The sequence below is a fragment of the Mitsuaria sp. BK037 genome, from assembly GCF_014193045.1.
Classification (GTDB): domain Bacteria; phylum Pseudomonadota; class Gammaproteobacteria; order Burkholderiales; family Burkholderiaceae_C; genus Roseateles.
In genome coordinates, this window is sequence record NZ_JACHYS010000001.1 from 1444979 (window position 1) to 1462067 (window position 17089).

The 17089-nt window shown below is 71.1% G+C and carries 11 protein-coding genes; 6 read left to right on the forward strand and 5 right to left on the reverse strand.

The genetic code is table 11. The annotated features are described in order from the left end of the window. Positions 1–5: 5 nt before the first annotated feature. The 5 genes from FHT37_RS06075 to FHT37_RS06095 all read right to left on the reverse strand — a co-directional run bounded on the left by FHT37_RS06075 (position 6) and on the right by FHT37_RS06095 (position 7561). Positions 6–1856 (reverse strand): feruloyl-CoA synthase, encoded by a 1851-nt coding sequence (locus FHT37_RS06075; RefSeq protein WP_183479497.1) that lies wholly within the window; start codon positions 1854–1856, stop codon positions 6–8. After that, positions 1853–2668 carry a crotonase/enoyl-CoA hydratase family protein gene (locus FHT37_RS06080; RefSeq protein ID WP_183479499.1) on the reverse strand — a complete coding sequence of 272 codons (816 nt, stop codon included), beginning with the start codon at positions 2666–2668 and terminating at the stop codon, positions 1853–1855. Before FHT37_RS06080 ends, FHT37_RS06075 begins: the two co-directional genes overlap by 4 nt. Beyond that, positions 2665–4233 carry an acyl CoA:acetate/3-ketoacid CoA transferase gene (locus FHT37_RS06085; RefSeq protein WP_183479501.1) on the reverse strand — a complete coding sequence of 523 codons (1569 nt, stop codon included), beginning with the start codon at positions 4231–4233 and terminating at the stop codon, positions 2665–2667. The genes FHT37_RS06080 and FHT37_RS06085 overlap by 4 nt, the downstream gene beginning before the upstream one ends. A gap of 7 nt (positions 4234–4240) precedes the next feature. Next, a complete protein-coding gene (locus FHT37_RS06090) occupies positions 4241–5482 on the reverse strand; it encodes a thiolase family protein (protein ID WP_183479503.1) in 1242 nt (413 codons plus the stop codon). Positions 5483–5716: 234 nt separating this feature from the next. Beyond that, positions 5717–7561, reverse strand: coding sequence for a sigma-54-dependent Fis family transcriptional regulator (locus tag FHT37_RS06095; protein ID WP_183479505.1), 1845 nt, complete (start codon positions 7559–7561; stop codon positions 5717–5719). A 280-nt stretch (positions 7562–7841) separates the two neighbouring features. On the opposite strand from FHT37_RS06095, the gene FHT37_RS06100 reads away from it, so the two are divergent. The 6 genes from FHT37_RS06100 to FHT37_RS06125 all read left to right on the forward strand — a co-directional run bounded on the left by FHT37_RS06100 (position 7842) and on the right by FHT37_RS06125 (position 17056). Further along, on the forward strand, positions 7842–9305 hold the full coding sequence (locus tag FHT37_RS06100) for a benzaldehyde dehydrogenase (protein WP_091724581.1): 1464 nt from the start codon (positions 7842–7844) through the stop codon (positions 9303–9305). Positions 9306–9371: 66 nt separating this feature from the next. Continuing rightward, a complete protein-coding gene (locus FHT37_RS06105; RefSeq protein ID WP_183479507.1) occupies positions 9372–10148 on the forward strand; it encodes a coniferyl-alcohol dehydrogenase in 777 nt (258 codons plus the stop codon). A gap of 47 nt (positions 10149–10195) precedes the next feature. Next, complete coding sequence (locus FHT37_RS06110) at positions 10196–11929, forward strand: DUF1302 domain-containing protein (RefSeq protein WP_183479509.1); 1734 nt, start codon at positions 10196–10198, stop codon at positions 11927–11929. Positions 11930–11949: 20 nt separating this feature from the next. After that, a complete protein-coding gene (locus FHT37_RS06115) occupies positions 11950–13335 on the forward strand; it encodes a DUF1329 domain-containing protein (protein ID WP_183479511.1) in 1386 nt (461 codons plus the stop codon). Next, positions 13335–14498, forward strand: a complete 1164-nt coding sequence (locus FHT37_RS06120; protein ID WP_255489502.1) for a YCF48-related protein — start codon at positions 13335–13337, stop codon at positions 14496–14498. The genes FHT37_RS06115 and FHT37_RS06120 overlap by 1 nt, the downstream gene beginning before the upstream one ends. A 20-nt stretch (positions 14499–14518) precedes the next feature. Beyond that, a complete protein-coding gene (locus tag FHT37_RS06125) occupies positions 14519–17056 on the forward strand; it encodes an RND family transporter (protein ID WP_183479513.1) in 2538 nt (845 codons plus the stop codon). Positions 17057–17089 lie beyond the last annotated feature (33 nt).

The window sequence follows — 17089 nt, forward strand, 5'->3', positions numbered from 1 at the left end:
GGTGGTCAGCGGTGGGGGGTGATGACGTCGGGATGGCCGTCGGCGGCCTCGTGCAGCAGCTCGACCAGCGCCGCGCGGCGGCTCAGCACCGCGCGCTGGTTGATCGAGCCCTTGTCGGTGATCTCGCCGCCGTCGATGGACGGCGGCTCGGCCAGCAGCAGCAGCCGCGCCGGGCGGTTGGCGCTGCCGGTGCCCTGGGCCCAGAGCTGGTCGGCCAGGTCCTGGAAGAAGCCGCGCACGATCGCATGGGCCAGCACCTGGGCGGCGGGCAGGCTGTCGGGCAGCTCCGCCAGCCGGCGGACCTCGCCCAGGCGCGGCACGATCAGCAGGCCGATCTCGTCGCGCCCCAGGCCGGTGACGACGGCGTCGTGCACGCAGGGGAAACCCAGCGCGACCACGCGGGCGCGCAGCGGTCCGACGCTGACGAAGGTGCCGGTGGACAGCTTGAAGTCCTCGGCGATGCGGCCGTCAAACATCAGGCCCTGGGCCGGGTCGGCGGGATCGGCGGGCCGCGCGGCGTCGCCGGTGCGGTAGTAGCCCTCGTCGTCGAAGGCCTCGCGCGTCAGCTCGGGCTCGCGCCAGTAGCCGGGCATCACGTTGGGGCCGCGGAAGCGCACCTCGTGCTTGTCGCCGGCCGGCACCAGCTTGACCTCCACGCCGGGCACCGGGCAGCCGATGAAGCCGGGCCGGCTGTCCTCGGGGATGGCGAAGGTGCAGGTCGGGGCGGTCTCGGTCATGCCCAGGCCCGCGGCCAGGCGGATGCGTTCGCCGATGGCAGCCTCGGCAAGCTGGTTGAAGGCGTCCAGCGTCTTGGCCGAGAGCCCCGCGCCGCCGCATTCCACCAGGCGCAGCCGGCTGAAGAAGTGGTCGCGCAGCGCGGTGTCGGCCCGCAGCGCCGAGACCAGCTCGTCATAGCCCTTGGGCACGTTGAAGAAGATCGTCGGCGCGATCTCGCGCAGGTTGCGCAGCGTGTCCTCGAAGCGGCCCGGCACCGGCTTGCCCTCGTCGATGTAGAGGCTGCCGCCGTTGTAGAGCACGATGCCCAGGTTGTGGTTGCCGCCGAAGGTGTGATTCCACGGCAGCCAGTCCAGCACCACCGGCGGCTCCTCCGCCAGGAAGGGCAGCGTCTGCAGCGTCATCTGCTGGTTGGCGCACCACATGCGCTGCGTCACGATCACGCCCTTGGGCGCCTTGGTCGAGCCCGAGGTGAACATCAGCTTGACGATGGTGTCCGGACCCACCTGCGCATGGGCGGCGTCCAGCGCGGACCCCGGCGCGGTGTCGAGCAGGTCGTCGAAGCGCTCCGTGGCCCGGCCGGCGAGCCGGCCTTCGCCGAGGATCACGCAGGTGCCGGCGTCGACCACGGCCTCGATGGCCGCCGCGTAGCCGGGATCCGCCGCGTAGACGGCGCCCGGCGTGGCCTTGCCCAGGATGTGGCGCAGGCGGCCGAAGTCGGTCGACACCAGCGAGTAGGCCGGCGAGATGCTGACGCTCGGGATGCCGGCCCACATCGCGCCCAGCATCAGGCTCAGGTGCGGGAGATCGTTGTCGGACAGGAGGACCAGCGGCCGGTCCACACCCAGGCCGCGGTCCAGCAGCGCCTGGCCCAGCGAGCGCGCCCGCGTCAGCATGTCGGCGTAGCTGAGAGCGCGCCAGGCGCCGTCCGGATCGCGCTTCGCGGCGAAGAGCCGGTCCGGCGCGGTCCGCGCCCAGTGCTGGAGACGCTCGCCCATGTGCCGGGGATAGGCTGCCAGCGCCTCGGTCGAGCGCAGCACGAAGCCGCCGTCGTCGCGCGGCTCGACGCGGGTGTGGTCCAGGCAGCCGCCGATGGCGACGGGGCGGTAGCGCGGCTTCATGACTTGACGATCTTGGGGCTGCGTTTCTGCAGGAAGTCCTGCAGCCGTTGCTTGGCCACTTCGTCGCCCTGGGCGATGGCGGCCATCAGCGACTCCATGAACAGGCCGTCGGCCTGCGGCAGGTCGGCGATGCGCGGCAGCGCCTGGGTCACGGCGAAGTTGGACAGCGGCGCATTCTGCGCGATGCGGCCGGCCAGTTCGATGGCCTTGGCGACGGCCTCGCCGGGCGGCACCACGTACTGTGCCAGGCCGCGCCGCTCGCCCTCGTGGGCATCCAGCACGCGGCCGGTGAGCATCATGTCGGTCATGCAGGCCGTGCCGGCCAGGCGCGGGATGCGGGCCGAGCCGCCGCCGCCGACGAAGATGCCGCGCTGGCCCTCGGGCAGGCCGAAGTAGGCGGTCTCGTCGGCCACGCGGATGTGGACGGCCGCCGCCAGTTCCAGCCCGCCGCCCACGACCGCGCCGTGCAGCGCCGCCACCACCGGCACGCTGCAGAACTGCAGCGCGTCCATGACCACATGCCAGCCGCGCGAGTGCAGCACGCCTTCGGCCACGCTGCGCTCGCTGAGGTCGGACAGGTCCAGGCCGGCGCAGAAGTGCGCGCCTTCACCGCTGACGACCAGCGCCCGCGTCGACGCCGGCAGGTTGAGCAGGGCGGTGTGCAGCTGCCGCATCAACGCCTCGTTGATGGCGTTGCGCTTGGCGGGGCGGTTCAGGCGCAGGTGCGTGACGGCGCCGGCATGCTCGATGAGCAGCAGGTCGAGCTGGGCCAGCAGGCCGCTGGCGGGGAGGAAGTCGGTGGCGGCGTTCATGCGGGGCTCGCGGAGGTGAGGGCGGCGGCCAGGCCGCCCCAATGGTCGCGGAAAAGTCCGGCGTCCATGGTCTTCACGTCGCGCATCAGCGGGCGGAATTCCATGTGGGCCAGCACGTCGCGCTCCAGGTCGATGCCGGGCGCGATCTCGGTCAGTTCCAGGCCGTTCTCGCGCAGCGCGAAGACGGCGCGCTCGGTGACGAAGAGCACCTCCTGGCCGCGGCGCGCGGCATCGCGACCGTTGAAGGTGATCTGCTCGACCTGCTCGACGAACTTGCGCGCGCGGCCTTCCTGGTGGATGCGCAGCTGGCCGTCGGCAACGGCGAGCTCGACGCCCCCGGCGGTGAAACTGCCGCAGAACACGAGGCGCGGCGTCGAGGCGGTGATGTTGATGAAGCCGCCGCAGCCGACCGGGCGGCCGTTGAACTTGCTGACGTTGACGTTGCCATGGCGGTCGGTCTGGGCCAGCCCCAGGAAGCTGCAGTCCAGGCCGCCGCCGTCGTAGAAGTCGAACTGCGAGGACTGCTCGATGATGGACTCGGGGTTGTAGGCCAGGCCGAAGTCGCCGCCCTGCGCGGGCACGCCGCCGTTCACGCCGCATTCGACGCTCAGCGTGAGCAGGCCCGCCACGCCTTCCTCGGCCGCCACCGACGGCACGCCGGCCGGGATGCCGATGCCCAGGTTGGTGACCGCACCGGGCCGCAGCTCCATCGCGGCGCGGCGGGCGATGACCTTGCGCTCGTCCAGCGGCAGCGCCGGCACGCGGTCCAGCGGCACGCGCACGTCGCCGCTGAAGGCGGGATTGAAGGCGGTGGTGATGGTCTGCAGGTGGTTCTCCGGCTGGGCGACGACGACGTAGTCCACCACCAGGCCCGGCACCTTGACGCTCTTGGGATGCAGGCTGCCGGCGGCTACGACCGCCTCGACCTGCGCGACCACGATGCCGCCGCAAGCGCGCGCGGCCTGCGCGATGGTGAGCTGCTCCAGCAGCACGCCTTCCTTGTCCATGCTGAGGTTGCCCCGTTCATCGGCATAGGTGGCGCGGATGAAGGCGACGTCGATGCGCGGCGCGGGATGGAAGAGCCACTCCTCGCCTTCGAACTCGACCAGGCGCACCAGGTCCTCGCGCGAAGCGGCGTTGAGCCGGCCGCCTTCCTGCCGCGGGTCCACGAAGGTGCCCAGGCCGACCTTGGTCAGCAGGCCCGGCGAGCGGCTGGCGATGTGCCGCGTGAGGCTGGACAGCGAGCCCTGCGGGAAGTTGTAGGCCTCGACCTCGCCGGCATGGACCCGGGCCATCATGGCCTTGCCCGTCTGCCCGAAATGGCCGGCGACGACGCGCTTGACCATGCCCGGATGGGCCAGGTGGGCCATGCCGCCGCTGCCGGCGTTGCCGATCGCGCCGCAGGCCCAGGTGGTGAGCTGGTTGGGATGGCCGGTGGCGAGGAAGTGGCGCTCCAGTCCCTGCAGCACTTCCTCGGCCAGGCCCATCATGGCCAGGCCGCCGAGGAAGAGGGTGGCGCCATCCTTGACGAGGGGACCGACCTGGTCGGCGGTGATGATCTTCATGGGGGCCTCAGGCAGCGGGGTTTTCGATCAGCAGGGCCATGCCCTGGCCGCCGCCGACGCAGGCGGAGACGATGGCGTAGCGGCCACCGCGACGCTGCAGTTCGCGCGCGGCGGTGAGGGTCAGGCGCACGCCGGTGGCGGCGAGCGGATGGCCCAGCGCGATGGCGCCGCCGTTGACGTTGAGCCGGTTCAGGTCCAGGCCGAGCTCCTTCGCGCAGGCCAGGGTCTGGGCGCCCTGGGCCTCGTTGATCTCGAAGAGGTCGATGTCGGCCAGCGTCAGCCCGCAGCGCGACAGCAGCGCGCGGATGGCCGGCGCGGGGCCGATGCCCATGATCTCGGGCGGCACGCCGGCCGCCGCCGCGCCGCGCAGGCGCGCCAGCGGCCGCAATCCGCGATCGCGCACCTGGGCGCCGGAGGCCACGACCACCGCCGCCGCGCCGTCGACCAGCGCCGAGGAGTTGCCGGCCGTCTGCACGCCGCCTTCGTACACCGGCCGCAGCGCGGCGAGTGCCTCGAGCGGGGACGGGCGCGGATGGGTGTCGCGATCGGCGACGGCGACCTTGCGCGGCAGCTTGATGCCGCGCGGCTCATAGCCGTCGAGCTCGAAGCGCTCGCTCGTCACCGGCACGATCTCGCCGGCATGGAAGCCCTCGGCCTGCGCCCGCAGCGCGCGCTCGAACGAGGACGCGGCATAGGCATCGACCTCGGCGCGCGAGATGCCATATTTCCGCGCAAGGTTCTCGGCCGTCTGGATCATCGAGACCTTGGCGGCCGGGTCGTCGAGCGCTTCCCACAGGAAGTCCTTGAACTCGACCGGCGCGCCGAGCCGGAAGCCGCCGCGGTGCGTGTAGGCGCAGATCGGATTGCGCGACATCGACTCCGCGCCCACCACCAGCGCCAGGCTGGCGTAGCCCAGCGTGATCTGGTCGGCGGCCTGGCGAATGATCTCGAAGCCGCTGCCACAGATGCGCTGCACCAGGATGGCCGGCACCGCGATGGGTACGCCGGCGTACAGGCCGACGTGGCGCGGCAGCATGTAGGCGTCGAAGGAGGCTTGCGCCATCGAGGCGGTGACGACCGAGTCGATGGCGGCGCCGGGCACCTGGGCGCGCGTCAGCGCGGCGCGGGCCGCCTTGATGCCCAGGTCGATGGGCGAGACCTCGGCCAGCGCGCCGCAGTAGTCCACCAGCGGCGTGCGCGCGCCGTCGAGGAGCCAGTGATCGTCGAATCGGGCGGAGAAGTCGGGCATGGGGGCGTCTGGCGAGGCCAGCTGCTTGGCTGCTGATGATTAACAGTATTAACTAAAAGAAGAGTGAGACATTCAGGGTTTGCACGGACATCGGAACCGCAATCAGCGGCTTCACTGGCACCTGATCGGCAGTGCGGCGCAGGCTTGCGCGGCCGCGGCGATGTCGCCGGCGGCTATCAAGCGATGGATTGATTACTGAAATGAATTGATTGCCACAGCCAAAATGGCCGCAGTTCAGCCGGCCGGCGCTGGCGGCTGCGCCGCGCGCTGCAGGCGATAGGCCAGCTGCGCCCGCGTGAGACCCAGGCGGCGGGCGGCGGCGGCGAGGTTGCCGTGCTCGGCCTCGGTGGCCTCGCGCAGCAGCTGGCGCTCGATGGCGTCCAGCGCGACGTGGCCGGCGCTGCCGAGGTGCAGCGCCTCACCGAGCAGGTCCAGCAAGCGCGGCGCCGGCGCGCCGCCCTTGCGCAGCGTGCCGTGCGCGCCGATGGCCAGCAGCGCCTCGTCGCTGAGCTGCTCGCGCCGGAACATATGGGCCACGTCGATGGCCTGGCCGTCCTCGGCCGAGATGACGCCGCGCTCGACCAGGTTCTGCAGCTCGCGGATGTTGCCGGGGAAGGCGTAGTGCAGCATCGCCCGCACGGCGCGGGGCGTGAAGCCGGTCGGATGGCGGCCGTGCCGCTGGGCCTCGCGCCGCAGGAAATGCGCCATCAGCAGCGGGACGTCGTCGCGCCGCTCGCGCAGCGGCGGCAGGTGGATGGGGTAGACGTTGAGGCGGTAGTAGAGGTCCTCGCGGAAGCGCCCGGCGCTGACCTCGGCCTGCAGGTCGACGTTGGTCGCGGCGACCACGCGGACGTCGACCTCCAGCACGCGCGTGCCGCCCACGCGCTCGATCTCGCCCTCTTGCAGCGCGCGCAGCAGCTTGCCCTGGCTGACCAGGCTCAGCGTGCCGATCTCGTCCAGGAACAGCGTGCCGCCGTGCGCCCGCTCGAAGCGCCCAGGGCGCGACTGGCTGGCCCCGGTGAACGCGCCGCGCTCGACGCCGAAGAGCTCGCTCTCGATCAGCGTCTCCGGAATGGCCGCGCAGTTCACCGCCATGAAGGGCCCGGCCGCGCGCGGACTGACGCGGTGCAGCCGGCGCGCGAAGGCCTCCTTGCCGACGCCCGATTCGCCGGTGAAGAGCACGGTGGCGCGGGTGGGCGCCACGCGCGCGAGCTGGTGGCAGGCGGAGTTGAAGGCGGAGGAGGCGCCGACGATGTCATGGCGTTCGGCTTGGCGGTCTGCGTGGCCTTCTGGGGGCGCTCCATCCCGCTCCTTGACTCGCTCGCCGCTGGTGTCGGCCGGCGCGGCCGGCGACGACGGGGCGGGCTCCGCGGCGGCGTTGATGCGGCGGAAGTCCTTGGCCTCCAGGTAGCGCAGGTCCTCGCTGATGTCGCCCCAGGCCGCGGCATGGCGGCCAATCACGCGGCAGACGCTCGCGCCCATGGCGCGGCACTCCACCTCGCGGAAGATCACGAGCTGCCCGAACAGGCTGGTCACGTAGCCGGTGGCGTAGCCCACCTGCGACCAGCAGGCCGCCTCGGTGCCGATGCCGTAGGCGCTGATGTGCTCGTCGTCCTCGCTGGAGTGCTCCCAGAGGAACTCGCCCTCGTAGGTGCCGCGGTCGATGTCGAAGTCGAAGGCCAGCGGCGTCACCTTGACCACGCCCTCGAGCGCATGCAGCCGCGTGCCCGCCATGAAGACGTTGGCCGCGTCGGCCTGCGGCCAGCGCTCGCGCACCAGCTGCGCGTCGCGCGCGCCAGACACGTAGCCGGCTCGCGTGAGCAGGCCGCGCGCGCGCTCCAGGCCCAGCGTGTCGATCAGCTCGCGCCGCAGGTGCCCGACGGCGGAGCTGTGCAGCAGCAGCATGCGCTGGTCGTTGAGCCAGATGCGGCCGTCGCCGGGCGAGAAGAACAGCGACTCGGTCAGGTCGTCCATCGTCGGCTGCTGTGCCTCGACGAAGTGCCGGCTGTCGCCGCGGCGCAGCATCGCGCCGGTCTGGCGGGCCACTTCGGCCAGGGAGATGCGAGGCGGCTTGGTCATGGCTTGATCAATTGAGCAGGTCGACCGCGGGTCGGGTCCTCAAATTGTTTTCATTTCATAAATATCGATGACCCGGGATAACCCGTGACAGTGGCATTCACATTGAGGGCAGGGAAAGTCCCAGGGCGGGCGATGGTTTCACTCTGAAAACGATCCAGGCCGGCGCATCGATGCACCGCGGCGGCGCGCCGCCCTGGCATGGCGCGGCACGGGCGTTGCACTGGAAGAGGGCGAGCGAACACCGGGTTCGTGCCTTTCAACCTCTTCAGCGTGGCCTGACATGACCTCTCGACCCTTCCTCGACCCCGCCCTGTGGCAGGAGCACGTGTACAGCGGTGGCTGGCGCGCCGCCGCCGAGTCCGCCGACCTGATCGAGCCCGCCACCGGCGCGGTGCTGACGCGCACCGGCGTTGCCGTGGCGGCCGACGTGGCGCCGGCCGCGCGCATCGCCGCGCAGGCGCAGGCGGGCTGGGCGGCCACACCGCCGCGCGAGCGCGCCGCCGTGTTCCTGCGCGCGGCGCAGCTGTTCCAGGATCACTTCGACGAGCTGGCGCTCTTCGTCACCCGCGAGAGCGGCGCCATCCTGCCCAAGGGCCAGCACGAGCTGCGCGAGGCCATCGCGTTCTGCCAGATCGCAGCCTCCATGCCGCTGCAGGCGCAGGGGCAGGTGCTGCCCAGCACGCCGGGGCGGCTGTCGGTCGCGCGGCGCGTGCCGCTCGGCGTGGTGGGGGTGATCTCGCCCTTCAACTTCCCGCTGGTGCTGACGCTGCGCGTCGTGGCGCCGGCGCTGGCCGCGGGCAACGCCGTCGTCATCAAGCCCGACCCGCGCACGCCGGTCAGCGGCGGCTTCCTGATCGCCCGCGTCTTCGAGGCCGCCGGCCTGCCCGCCGGCCTGTTGCACGTGCTGCCGGGCGGCGCGGCCGTGGGCGAGGCGCTGGTCGAGGATCCGGCCATCGCGATGATCTCCTTCACCGGCTCGGTCGGCGTGGGGCGCCGCATCGGCGAGCTGGCGGGCCGCCATCTGAAGAAGGTCTCGCTGGAGCTGGGCGGCAGCAATGCGCTGGTCGTGCTCGACGACGCCGACCTCGACCTGGCCGCGAGCAACATCGCCTGGGGCGCCTGGCTGCACCAGGGCCAGATCTGCATGGCCAGCAACCGCGTGCTGGTGCACGAGGCCATCGCTCCCGCCATCACCGAGCGCCTGGTCGCCAAGGCCCGGCAGCTGCCGGTGGGCGACGGCGCCACCGGCCAGGTCGCGCTGGGGCCGCTGATCGACGAGCGCCAGCGAGACCGCGTGCATGCCGCGGTGCAGGCCAGCGTCCGGGCTGGCGCCCAGCTGCTGGCTGGCGGCACGTTCGATCGCCTCTTCTACAAACCCACCGTGCTGGCCGGCGTGCTGCCCGGCATGCCGACCTACGACCACGAGACCTTCGGCCCCGTCGTCAACCTGGTGACCTTCAAGACGGACGAGGAGGCCGTGGCGCTGGCCAACGACAGCCAGGGCGGGCTGGCGGCCGGCGTGATCTCGCGCTCGGTCGGTCGCGCACTGGCGCTGGGGCGGCAACTGCGCGCCGGCATGGTCCACATCAACGACCAGACGGTCAACGACGACGCGGTCAATCCCTTTGGCGGCCCCGGCATCGCGGGCAACGGCAACTCGCACGGCGGCCCCGGCGACTGGGAGCAGTTCAGCACCTGGCAGTGGCTGACCGTCAAGGACGCGCCGCCGCAGTTCCCGTTCTGACGCGCGCCGCGCGAGACGGCGCGGGCCCGCGGCAGCAGACAGACGACAACACACAAGGAGACAAGCATGAACTTCCATGGCAAGACCATCGTCATCACCGGCGCGAGCTCCGGCATCGGCGCCGAGACCGCGCGCTTCCTGCGCCTGAAGGGCGCGCGCGTCATCGGCGTGGATCGCAACGAGCCCGCGCTGACGCTGGACGGCTTCATCAAGGCCGACCTGTCGGAGCAGGCCGCCATCGACGCCGCCTTCAAGCAGCTGCCCGAGCGCTTCGACGCGCTGTGCAACATCGCCGGCGTGCCCGGCACCGCGCCAGTGGACCTGGTGGCGCGGGTCAACTACCTCGGGCTGCGCCACCTGTGCACGCGCGCCATCGAGCGCCTGCCCCATGGGAATCACGGCGGCGCCATCGTCAACATCGCGTCCATCCTCGGCGCCGAATGGCCCGAGCGGCTGGCGCTGCACAAGGCCCTGGCCGAGACGCCCAGCTTCGAGGCGGGGCTGGCCTTCCTCGCGAAGAAGCCGGTGGCGCAGGACACCTGCTACCAGTACTTCAAGGAAGCGCTGATCGTCTGGACCGTCACGCAGTCGCAGAAGTGGTTCCTCGGTCACGGCGTGCGGATGAACTGCGTCGCGCCCGGTCCGGTGATGACGCCCATCCTGGGCGACTTCGTGCAGATGCTCGGCGAGGAGCGCGTGCAGAAGGATGCCCACCGCATCAAGCGCCCGGCGCTGGCGGATGAGGTCGCGCCCGTGATCGCTTTCCTGTGCGCCGATGAGTCGCGCTGGATCAGCGGCGTGAACCTGCCGGTCGACGGCGGGCTGGCCTCGACCTACCTCTGATTCATTCAAGCGGGCCACCGAGCCCGCACCACCCTCGAGGAGACAACATGACCCGACCCACCCGCCTCGCGCTGGCGGTGGCGGCAGCTTTTGCCCTGCCGGCCGCCCACGCCTTCGACATCGACCTGCCCAGCAGCGACTACAAGCTGCGCCTGGACCTGACGCCCAAGTACAGCACCGCCGTGCGGCTCAAGAATCCGTCCGCCGCGCTGACGCGGCTGGACGTGGCCGTCGATCCCGGCACCGTCAACGAGGACGACGGCGACCACAACTTCAAGCGCGGCCAGATCTCCAACCGCTTCGACCTGCTGGCCGAGCTCGACCTCACCAGCCAGAACTTCGGCGCGCGGCTCAGCGGCAACGCGTGGCGCGACGCGGTCTACCTGCGCAAGAACCGCTACGCTGGCACCGAGGTCTACGCCGGCGGCAACGACCTGGGCACCGCCGTGTCGACGTCCAACGGCTTCCCCGGCCAGGCCGCCAACGAGTTCCTGCCCGACACGCGCCGCCAGCACGGTCGCAGCGGCGAGTTCCTCGATGCCTTCGTCTACTTCAAGGGCGAGATCGCCGGCATGAAGGGCACCGTGCGCGTCGGACGCCACACGCTGCAATGGGGCGAGAGCCTGTTCTTCGGCCAGAACGGCATCGCCAACGCGCAAGGGCCGGTTGACGTGGCCAAGATCATGTCGGTGCCCGGCTGGCAGTTCAAGGAAGTGCTGCTGCCGGTGGAGCAGGTGTCGGGCTCGCTGCAGATCGCCGAGGGCCTCTCGCTGGGCGCGTACTACCAGCTCAAGTGGCGGCCGAGCAAGATCCCCGGCGTCGGGAGCTACTTCTCCAACCAGGACTACGTCGGAACCGGCACCGTCAACTTCGGCCAGGCGCCCGACGGCAGCCCCATCCTGCTGACCTACGACAGGAGCCGTGACCTGCGGCCGCGCGACTCGGGGCAGGGCGGCGTGCAGCTGCGCATCAGCCCGACCGGCAGCGACTACGAGTTCGGCCTCTACGCCGCGCAGTACCACGACAAGACGCCGGCCGTGCCGGTGTTCGACTTCGTCAACGGCAATGTGCATCTCGCTTATGGCGACGACATCCGCACCCTCGGCGCGAGCGTCACCTCGTCGATCGGCCAGTTGAACTGGGCCGTCGAGGGCTCGCTGCGCTGGAATGCACCGCTGAACAGCGACCCCGCCGTGCTGGGCCTGGGTCCGGTGCTGAGCTGCGGTGGCAGCGACTCGCCGTGTTTCGCGGTGGGCCGCACCGCCCACCTGCAGGCCTCGGGCATCTACGTGCTGCAGCCCGGCGCGTTGTGGCAGGGCGGGGCGCTGCTGGCCGAGCTGGCCTACAACCGCCGGCTCAGCGTGACCAAGGACATCTTCGCCGCCAGCAATGGCGCGAGCCAGGGCATCGGCGGACTGGACCCGAACACCACCAAGGGCGCCTTCGCGCTGCGCGTGCTCTTCGAGCCGCAGTACTTCCAGGTGCTGCCGGGGCTGGACCTTTCGGTCCCCATCGGCCTGGGCTGGAACTTCGGCGGCCGGTCCTCGGCCATCGCCAACTTCGCTGGCGGCGCGTCCAAGGCCGGCGACTACAGCATCGGGCTCAAGGGCAAGTACCAGAACGCCTGGAACGTGGCGCTGACCTACAGCGACTTCTTCGGCACCGCCAGGACCTTCACCGAGACCTTGGTCGCCGGCAGCGGCTCGCCGCGCCAGCTCACCTTCGGCCAGACGCTGCGCGACCGCGCCTTCGTCAGCCTCGCCGTCTCGCGCACCTTCTGACGCTCCACGAAAGACCTCCCATGAATCGCATCCCTCTCCCGGCGCGCGTGTTCGCCGCCACTGCTGCCTCCGCCGCTGCCGCGGCCGCCATGCTGCTCTCCGGTCCCGCGCTCGCCGCCGTCACGGCCGAGGAGGCCGCCCGGCTCAAGACCACGCTGACCCCGCTGGGCGCCGAACGCGGCGCCAACAAGGACGGCAGCATCCCCGCCTGGGACGGCGGCATGACCAAGGCGCCCGCGGGTTTCAAGGCCGGCGACGCCCGGCCCGATCCCTTCCCGGGCGAAAAGCCGCTGTACTCGATCAGCGCCAAGAACATGGCCCAGTACGAGGCCAAACTCAGCGACGGCGTGAAGGCGCTGATGAAGAAGTACCCCGACTTCCGCATCGAGGTCTATCCGACCCATCGCACCGCTGCCGCGCCGCAATGGGTCTACGACAACACCTTCAAGAACGCCACGCGCGCCAAGCTCGTGGATAACGGCCACGGCACCGAGGGCGCCTATGGCGGTACGCCGTTCCCCATTCCCAAGGATGGCTACGAGGTGTTCCAGAACCATCGCCTGGCGTGGACCGGCACCTACATCCAGGCGCCGGTGCGCGTGTGGGTCGTGACAGCGGACGGCAAGCGCGCGATGGCCTCCGGCGGCACGCAGAGTTTCCGCAAGCAGTTCTACGATCCCGAGGGCAGCCTCGAGAAGTTCGATGGCTACTACCAGCTCGGCAAGTTCGCCGTCAGCGAGCCCGGCTCCAAGACCGGCGAGGCCATCCTCGCGCACGACAACCTGAACGCGAGCAACCCGCGCGGCCTGTGGCAGTACCTGGTGGGGCAGCGCCGGGTGCGCAAGGCGCCGTCGGTGGCCTACGACACGCCGGACTCGGTGACCTCGGGCATCGGTTTGTTCGATGAAGCCTTCAACCTCTTCGGCCCGATCGACAAGCACACGCTCAAGCTGGTGGGCAAGCGCGAGCTCTACATCCCCTACAACAACAACCGCGCGGCCTCGGCGAAGGTTGCGGACCTGGTGACGCCGGGCACGCTCAACCCGAGCCTGGTGCGCTGGGAGCTGCACCGCGTCTGGGAGGTCGAGGCCACGCTCGCCGAGGGCAAGCGCCACGTCGTGCCCAAGCGCAAGTACTACATCGACGAGGACAGCTGGCAGATCATCCTGTTCGACGGCTGGGACGCCAAGGGCGACCTCTGGCGCACCAACTACACGCTGACGCTGCTGGCGCCGGACATCCCGGCCCTGGTCGGCAACATGTACTGGGGCGGCTACGACCTGCAGACCGGCGCCTACTACCTGAACATGGCCAGCAACGAGCTGCCCAGCCAGTACAAGGTCGTCGCGCCGCTGCCGCGCAGCTTCTTCAGCCCGGAGGAACTGGCCAACGAAGGAGCGCGGTGATGCGGAGGCTGGCCGCCTTGGCGCTGCTGAGCGCCGTCTCGGCGCAGGCCGCTGCGCCCGCGCCCAGTGCGGGCACTGCGCCCACTGGGATCTTGGCACCCGGCGTGAGCGCCAGGGCCGGCGCGCCGGTCGAGCCGATGGCGCCCACCGCGGTCACCGCGCCGGCCGTGGTCGCACCGGCCGCACCGGCCGCGCTGGCGGAACCAGCCCTGATCAGCCCCAAGGCGCTCGGCGCGGCCACGTTGGCCGTGGCTCGTGCCGGCGATCGCCTGGTGGCCGCCGGTGAGCGCGGCACGGTGCTGTGGTCCGACGACGGCGGCAAGACCTGGCAGCAGGCCCGGGTGCCGGTGCGCGCGGGGCTGACGGCGCTGCGCTTCGTCGATGCCCGCACCGGCTGGGCCGTCGGCCACCTCGGCGTCATCCTGAAGACGGAGGACGGCGGCAAGACCTGGACGCTGCAGCTGGACGGGCTGCGCGCGGCCCAGGCACTGCTGGCCGCCGCGACCGATGACGCCAGCCGCCGCGCCGCGCAGCGCCTGGTGGAGGAGGGCGCCGACAAACCCTGGTTCGATCTGGAGGCCCTCGACGGGCAGCGGGCCATCGCCGTCGGTGCCTACGGCCTGGCCATGGCCACGCGCGACGGCGGCCGGACCTGGGACCCGCTGCCGCTGCGCGCGGTCAACCCGCGCGGCCTGCACCTGTACGGCGTGCGCGCCGTCGGCGGGCCTGGCGGCGCGTGGGTCATCGCCGGCGAGCAGGGCCTGCTGCTGCGCTCCAGCGACGATGGCGTCTCCTTCACCGCGCTGGCCTCGCCCTACAAGGGCAGCTTCTTCGGCCTGCTGGCCACGCGCAGCGGCGCGCTGCTGGCCTACGGCCTGCGCGGCAGCGTCTACCGCTCGGGCGATGCCGGGACGAGCTGGGACAAGGTCGAGCTCGGCACGCCGGTCAGCCTGCAGGCCGGCCTCGAGCGCGCCGACCGCGGCGAGCTCACGCTGCTGGCGCAGAACGGCGAGCTCTTCGTCAGCACCGACGACGGCCATCGCTTCACGCGCCGTCCCCCGCCCGCCGGGCCGCTGCCTGCCGCTGGCCTGGCCGCCGCTCCCGATGGCGCCTGGGTAATCGCCAGCCTGCGCGGTACCCGCCGCGCCTCACCCGCACCCTGATCCACTCCCTGACACCAACGATGCACGCCGCCACCGACCCGGCCGGCACCCCACCCGTGGTGACCCGGCTCGACGACTTCGACACCCGCTCCGGCTCCTGGGCCGAGCGGCTGCTCTTCAACCACCGGCCCTGGGTCATGCTGCTGTGCCTGCTGGCCACGCTGTGGCTGGGCCAGCAGGCCTTGCGGCTGACGCTCAACGCCAGCTTCGAGAAGACCATCCCGACCCAGCATCCCTACATCGTCAACTACCTGACGCACAAGGGCGACCTCGGCGGCCAGGGCAATGCGCTGCGCATCGTCGTCGAGGCGCGCCAGGGCACGATCTACGACAAGCGCTACCTCGACACGCTGCAGAAGATCAGCGACGAGGTCTACCTGATGCCCGGCGTGGACCGGCCCTTCATGAAGTCGCTGTGGACGGCCAACACGCGCTGGGTCGCGGTGACGGAGGAGGGGCTGGACGGCAACACCGTCATGGGCGACAGCTACGACGGCTCGCCCGAAGCGCTGGCCGAGGTCCGGGCCAATGTCGAGCGCTCCGGCGAGATCGGCCAGATCGTCGCCGGCGACGCGCGCTCCAGCATCGTCTTCGCACCGCTGCTGGACGTGAATCCCAAGACCGGCCAGGCGCTGGACTACGGCGCGCTGGGCCGGCAGATCGAGGCGCTGCGCGCGAAGTACGACGGCGACGTCGTCACGCTGCACGTGACCGGCTTCGCCAAGGTCATGGGCGATCTCATCGAGGGGCTGCGCCAGGTGCTGGTGTTCTTCGGCGTGGCGCTGGTGATCTGCGCCGGCGTGCTGTGGGCCTACACCCGCTGCGTGCGCAGCACCGTGCTGGTCGTGGCCTGCTCGCTCATCGCCGTGGTGTGGCAGTTCGGGCTGCTGGCGCTGCTGGGCTACGCGCTGGATCCGTACTCGGTGCTGGTGCCCTTCCTGGTCTTCGCCATCGGCATGAGCCATGGCGCGCAGAAGATGAACGGGATCATGCAGGACGTGGGTCGCGGCACGCACCGGGTGGTCGCCGCGCGCTACACCTTCCGCCGCCTCTTCGTCGCGGGCCTGACCGCGCTGCTGTGCGATGCCGTCGGCTTCGCCGTGCTGGCGCTGATCAAGATCCAGGCCATCCAGGACCTGGCGCTGGTGGCCAGCATCGGCGTGGCGGTGCTGATCTTCACCAACCTCGTGCTGCTGCCCATCCTGCTGTCCTACGTGGGCGTGAGCCCGGCCGCCGCCCGGCGCAGCCTGCGCGACGACCCCGCGTTCAATCCCGCCGCGGGCAACTCGGGCCTGTGGCGCCTGCTCGACCGTTTCACGCAACGCGGCCCGGCGCTGATGGCGCTTGGCGTTTCGGCGGTGCTGGCCGTGGCGGGTTATGCGGTCAGCACGCGGCTGCACGTCGGTGACCTCGACCCCGGCGCGCCCGAGTTGCGCGCGGACTCGCGCTACAACCGCGATAACGACTACGTCACCCGGCACTACGCCGCCTCCAGCGACATCCTGGTCGTGATGGTCGCCACGCCCGAGGACCAGTGCACGCGCTACGGCACGCTGGCCAAGGTCGATCAGCTCGCCTGGCGGCTGGAGCAGTTGCCCGGCGTGGAGTCCACCAACTCCATGGCGGCGCTCTCCAAGCTCGCGATGGTGGGCTACAACGAGGGCCAGCTGAAGTGGTACGAACTCATCCCCAATGACAGCGCGCTCGGCGGCGTGCAGACCCGCGCGCCGCGCGAGCTGTTCAACCAGGGCTGCTCCTTCCTCTCGCTGTACGTCTACCTGAAGGACCACAAGGCCGAGACGCTGACCAGCGTCGTCGACACGGTCGAGGCCTTCATCGCCGCCAACTCCACCAACGCAACGGCACCGAGTGGTGGCGCCGGGCCGTCCGGGCCGTCCGGGACAGCGGTTGCGCCCTCCGAGCGCTTCATGCTGGCCGCCGGCTCGGCCGGCATCGCCGCGGCCACCAACATCGTCGTCCAGCAGGCGATGCGGGAGATGCTGTGGTGGGTCTACGGCGCCGTCGTCGTGCTGTGCTGGGTGACCTTCCGCTCCTGGCGGGCGGTGGTGGTGGCGGTGCTGCCGCTGGTGCTGACCTCCATCCTGTGCGAGGCGCTGATGGTGGGCCTGGGCATGGGGGTCAAGGTGGCCACGCTGCCGGTGATCGCGCTGGGCGTGGGCATCGGCGTGGACTACGCGCTGTATGTGCTCAGCGTCATGCTGGCCCGGCTGCGCGCGGGCGAGAGCCTCTCGGCGGCCTACCTGCACGCGCTGCAGTTCACCGGGCGGGTGGTCATGCTCACCGGCGTGACCCTCGCGCTGGCGGTGGGCACCTGGGCGCTGTCCCCCATCAAGTTCCAGGCCGACATGGGCCTCCTGCTGGCCTTCATGTTTGTCTGGAACATGGTCGGCGCGCTGGTGCTGCTGCCGGCGCTGGCCCACTGGCTGCTCAAGCCGACCGGCCCAGCCACCCACGCCGCCAACGCGAACGGCAACACGCCCACCACCAGCGGCGCGGCCACCACCAGCGGCGCGGCCAGCACGGCCGGGCCCGCCTGACACGACGCCTCACCTCACCTCGATCGTCTTGAA

What these genes read in the sequence shown, in the direction of transcription:
- FHT37_RS06110 (WP_183479509.1), top strand. Translation starts at nt 10,196, where the DNA reads ATGACCCGACCCACCCGCCTCGCGCTGGCGGTGGCGGCAGCTTTTGCC.
- FHT37_RS06080 (WP_183479499.1), bottom strand. Translation starts at nt 2,668, where the DNA reads ATGAACGCCGCCACCGACTTCCTCCCCGCCAGCGGCCTGCTGGCCCAG.
- FHT37_RS06105 (WP_183479507.1), top strand. Translation starts at nt 9,372, where the DNA reads ATGAACTTCCATGGCAAGACCATCGTCATCACCGGCGCGAGCTCCGGC.
- FHT37_RS06120 (WP_255489502.1), top strand. Translation starts at nt 13,335, where the DNA reads ATGCGGAGGCTGGCCGCCTTGGCGCTGCTGAGCGCCGTCTCGGCGCAG.
- FHT37_RS06100 (WP_091724581.1), top strand. Translation starts at nt 7,842, where the DNA reads ATGACCTCTCGACCCTTCCTCGACCCCGCCCTGTGGCAGGAGCACGTG.
- FHT37_RS06075 (WP_183479497.1), bottom strand. Translation starts at nt 1,856, where the DNA reads ATGAAGCCGCGCTACCGCCCCGTCGCCATCGGCGGCTGCCTGGACCAC.
- FHT37_RS06085 (WP_183479501.1), bottom strand. Translation starts at nt 4,233, where the DNA reads ATGAAGATCATCACCGCCGACCAGGTCGGTCCCCTCGTCAAGGATGGC.
- FHT37_RS06125 (WP_183479513.1), top strand. Translation starts at nt 14,519, where the DNA reads ATGCACGCCGCCACCGACCCGGCCGGCACCCCACCCGTGGTGACCCGG.
- FHT37_RS06090 (WP_183479503.1), bottom strand. Translation starts at nt 5,482, where the DNA reads ATGCCCGACTTCTCCGCCCGATTCGACGATCACTGGCTCCTCGACGGC.
- FHT37_RS06115 (WP_183479511.1), top strand. Translation starts at nt 11,950, where the DNA reads ATGAATCGCATCCCTCTCCCGGCGCGCGTGTTCGCCGCCACTGCTGCC.
- FHT37_RS06095 (WP_183479505.1), bottom strand. Translation starts at nt 7,561, where the DNA reads ATGACCAAGCCGCCTCGCATCTCCCTGGCCGAAGTGGCCCGCCAGACC.